Source organism: Actinomycetes bacterium (genome assembly GCA_024222295.1).
Taxonomy (GTDB): domain Bacteria; phylum Actinomycetota; class Acidimicrobiia; order Acidimicrobiales; family Microtrichaceae; genus JAAEPF01.
Genome location: JAAEPF010000049.1, coordinates 1 through 3,488 on the forward strand (window position 1 = coordinate 1; position 3,488 = coordinate 3,488).

Annotated in this window: 1 protein-coding gene; it reads right to left on the minus strand. The window is 64.7% G+C overall.

Annotated elements, in window-relative coordinates; translation table 11 throughout:
* Positions 1-36: 36 nt before the first annotated feature.
* Positions 37-3,488: hypothetical protein (locus tag GY812_14410; GenBank protein MCP4436676.1), on the minus strand; the 3,452-nt coding region annotated here is incomplete at its 5' end.

Below are 3,488 nucleotides of genomic sequence, written 5' to 3' on the forward strand. Positions count from 1 at the left end.
AATACGAGAGCGGAAATGTGCTCCACGTTCAAATGTTTAGGCCTCGGCCTTGGAGATGATCTTCTGCTCGTCGCTGGTCTTGTTGTAGCGGCGGGAGAAGTAGCCGCACACACCGGCGAACACGGGGAAGTACAGCAGCACGGCCTCGACGGCGATGAAGGAGTTGGAGTCCTCGTAGCTGGCGCGGGTCCGGGCGTAGTCGGTGATAGGCACAGCAGTCAAGGCAGCAAGCATGAAGCCCTCGACGTGGTTGTCCATGGCAGTCTCGAAGGGCTGGATGACCATGTGCGCGATACAGAGGATCAGGCAGAAGGCGGCCATGAAAGCCTTGGAGACGAAGCCGTCCTGCTCGGGGCGCACGTCGGGGGAGTCGAGACCCACGAAGAGACCAATGATGAGGATACGGCGGAGCAGGTTGACAAGCTCATACCACCAGCAGCCGGCACGGTAGCCGATCCAGAGGGGGCCGTAGGTGCGCACAGTACGGTAGTACTCGTCGGAGTCGGTGTAGTCGGCAGACTTGTCGCCGTGCTCCTTGAGGTAGGAGCCCACGGTCTTGTAAGCCATGTACACAGCGATGAAGGGAAGGGGGATGACGTAGCACACCAGCAGGATGATGGCAATGATGAAGAAGGACTTGTGGGCGCCCTCGTGGCACTTCACGGAGGGGCTGAAAGCCAGAACGTCGTCACCCGCCACGGCACGGCACTGGAACATGCGGAGGGCGGTCACAGTGATGGTGGAGTGGCAGAAAATAGAGAGCTGGAGGAAGACGTAGACGTACTTGGAGTACCAGTTGATCTCCTTCTCGGGGATGCGGCCGGTGTCGTCGACACCCTTCATGACCTTGTACCAGTACACGACCCAGCGCTCGCGGATGGGCGCGATGGTGGGGTGGAGGCCCGCCATGTTCTGGTAGAGGAAGTCGAGGAGGGCAATGAAGCCAAGGGCGAGAAGCATGACGATGGGCAGGAGCGCACCGAGCATGAGGTTGCCGAGGGGGTTGGTCTCGAACATGCATTTGCCCACGATGCTGGTCACGGAGTCAGAGTTGATGGACAGAAGGGTGGACACCGCGGTAGACGCGGAGAACTCCAGCAGCTGGATGATGTTGAAGTAGTTGGCGAACACCTTGATCATACCGTCCGTGAAGATGCCGGTCTCGGTGACAATCTCGCCGTGGGGGAACGCCAGGAGGGCGAACACAGCCAGGAACGCGAGGAAAAGCATGAACACGAAGGGCCCGGCGCCGAAGCCATCGCAGTCGGCCTCGCACTGCTCGCCGACCAGGACATGGCCGGGGGCGCAGGCACCGCAGAGGGTGCCCATCTTCTTGGGGGCGCAGGTGGCCACGGAGCAAGCGTCACGGCCAATGCCGTCGGCAGCGTCGCCGGTGCAGGCAGCGGAATGGCCCTCCGCGAAGATGGGGCAGCGAGCGTTCTCGCAGCACCACCCGGGGCGGCAGCGGTAGACGTCGAGGGCGCCGGCGGTGATGGAGCCGGGGTTGACCCAGTAGTCCTTGAGGAGAGCCACGCCGGTCCCGCCGGAGCAGACAGCGCCCTGGGGGCACTGGCGGCAGACGCCGTCACCGTTGAGGTTGTACTCACCGGAGGGGCAGGTGTAGCAGCGCTCGGAGCCGGCACCCTCACCGGGGCCGCACACGGGCGCGAGAAGGCCAGTCTTGGAGCAGGTGGCACCGTCAGGGCACTTGGTGCACTCAGTGGACTTGGCGCTGGTGGAGTAGTAGCCGTCGGGGCAAGTCGTGCACTCGAGGGAACCGGTGTTGGCGGAGAAGCTGCCGGCGGGGCAGTCCTCGCAGGTGGTGGAGTCCCAGGTCGCGCCACCGTTGGCGATGAAGTCGTCAAGGGAGTCGGACCAGTCGTTCTTGCCGACAACCTTCTCACCCGCGGGGCAAGGGTAGTTGCGCTCGAGAGAGTCCCAGGCGGGAAGCGGGTACTTGTACTCGGCGGTAGCGGCGGAGAGGGGCGTGAGCACCTCGAGGGAACCGCTGGGACCGTAGGCCCAGGTGACGGGCACACGGCGCTCGTTCTTGCCGAAGGCGTCGGTGGTGGAAATACCCCAGAAGGAGGGGGAGTACACGGCCTTGAGCGAGGCAATCAGCTCAGCGGGCGTGGGGGTCTGGGAGTTGACCGCGGAAGCACCGGCCTCGATGAGGTAGAAACCCGCGAGCGCGGCGGTGGCCTGGTAGATCGGGGGCTCGCCGTGGTCCTCAGCGAACAGCTCGTACATCTGCTGGGGGGACGTCTTCTCATCGGTCTTCTGGAAGTGGTTGGGCACGGTGTACTTGGACTCCTCGAAGTCACGGCCGGTGAGCCGGCGGTCCCACTGGGAGGGGCCGGCGAGCCAGCGCATGTCCTTACCGAGAGTGGTGAACATGGCAGGGGAACCCATGCAGGTGGACAGACCGAGACCCTTGGGCAGGTAGTTGGCCTGGCGGAAACCCTGGACAAGACCGGTGCAGGAGGTGGGGTAGGTCCCGCCGATGACGAGGTCCACGCCGATGTCCTGCAGAAGGGGCACGAGGCGGAAGCCGGAGTCCACCCAGGACGCACCGCGGGAGATGACGGTGGGCACACCGGTCTGGGCCTTGGCCTCAGCGATCAGCTCATCGCCAGAGGTACACTTAGTCGCGGCGTCGGTGCCGGCGCACAGGTCCGCGTCGCGCTGCTCAGCCATGGTGATGTCGGCGACGATCTCCATCTTGAGGTTGCCCGCCTGGATCTTGGCGCCGACAATCATGGCCCCGGTGAAGGACTTGTTGATCTCGTAGACAAACGCCACACGCTTGGCGCCCTTGATGGACGACAGAGAGACGAAGTCGCGGAAGTAGGTGCCGGCCACGGAGAGCACACCGAAGAGCTCGTTGTAGCGGCGCGTGTTGGGCGCGGCGCAACCGAAGGCCTTGGCGGCGCAGTCGGCGGCGTCGTTGCACTCAGGGCACGCAAAGACGGCCTCCGCGGCGGCACCGGTAGCCACCACGGGCACGCCGGTCTCGAAACCCGCCCTGCCCGCGAAGGGAGACAGGGAGGAAGAGTAGGGCGTGAGAGAGACGTCCAGGCCATTGTCGGTGATGAACTGCTTGCCCATCTCGTAGGTGGGGGTCTTGGTGCCGCTCACAGAGAGGACATTGTTCCCGGCCTCGGTCTCAGCGGAGACGTCCACCACGTAAAACTTGACGCCGAGGAGCCCGCCACCCTTGGTGGCGATGCCGCCGTTGGCCTTGACGAGCTTGAGCCAAGTCATCGCAGCGCGGCAGTTGCCGACGGAGAAGTTGTTCCACTTACCCTTCCAGGTAACCATGAGGCCGACCTTGAGCTGCTTGGTCATGCCGGACGGGGCGTACTCCCCATCCGCGCCCTGGATCGTCAGGCATTCCCCGCCGACCGGGTCCCCGAGCGCGCGCGCGCCGCCGACCGCGAGCGCGAGCGCGCACACCAGCGCGACGAGCACGCCCGCGCGCATCCCCC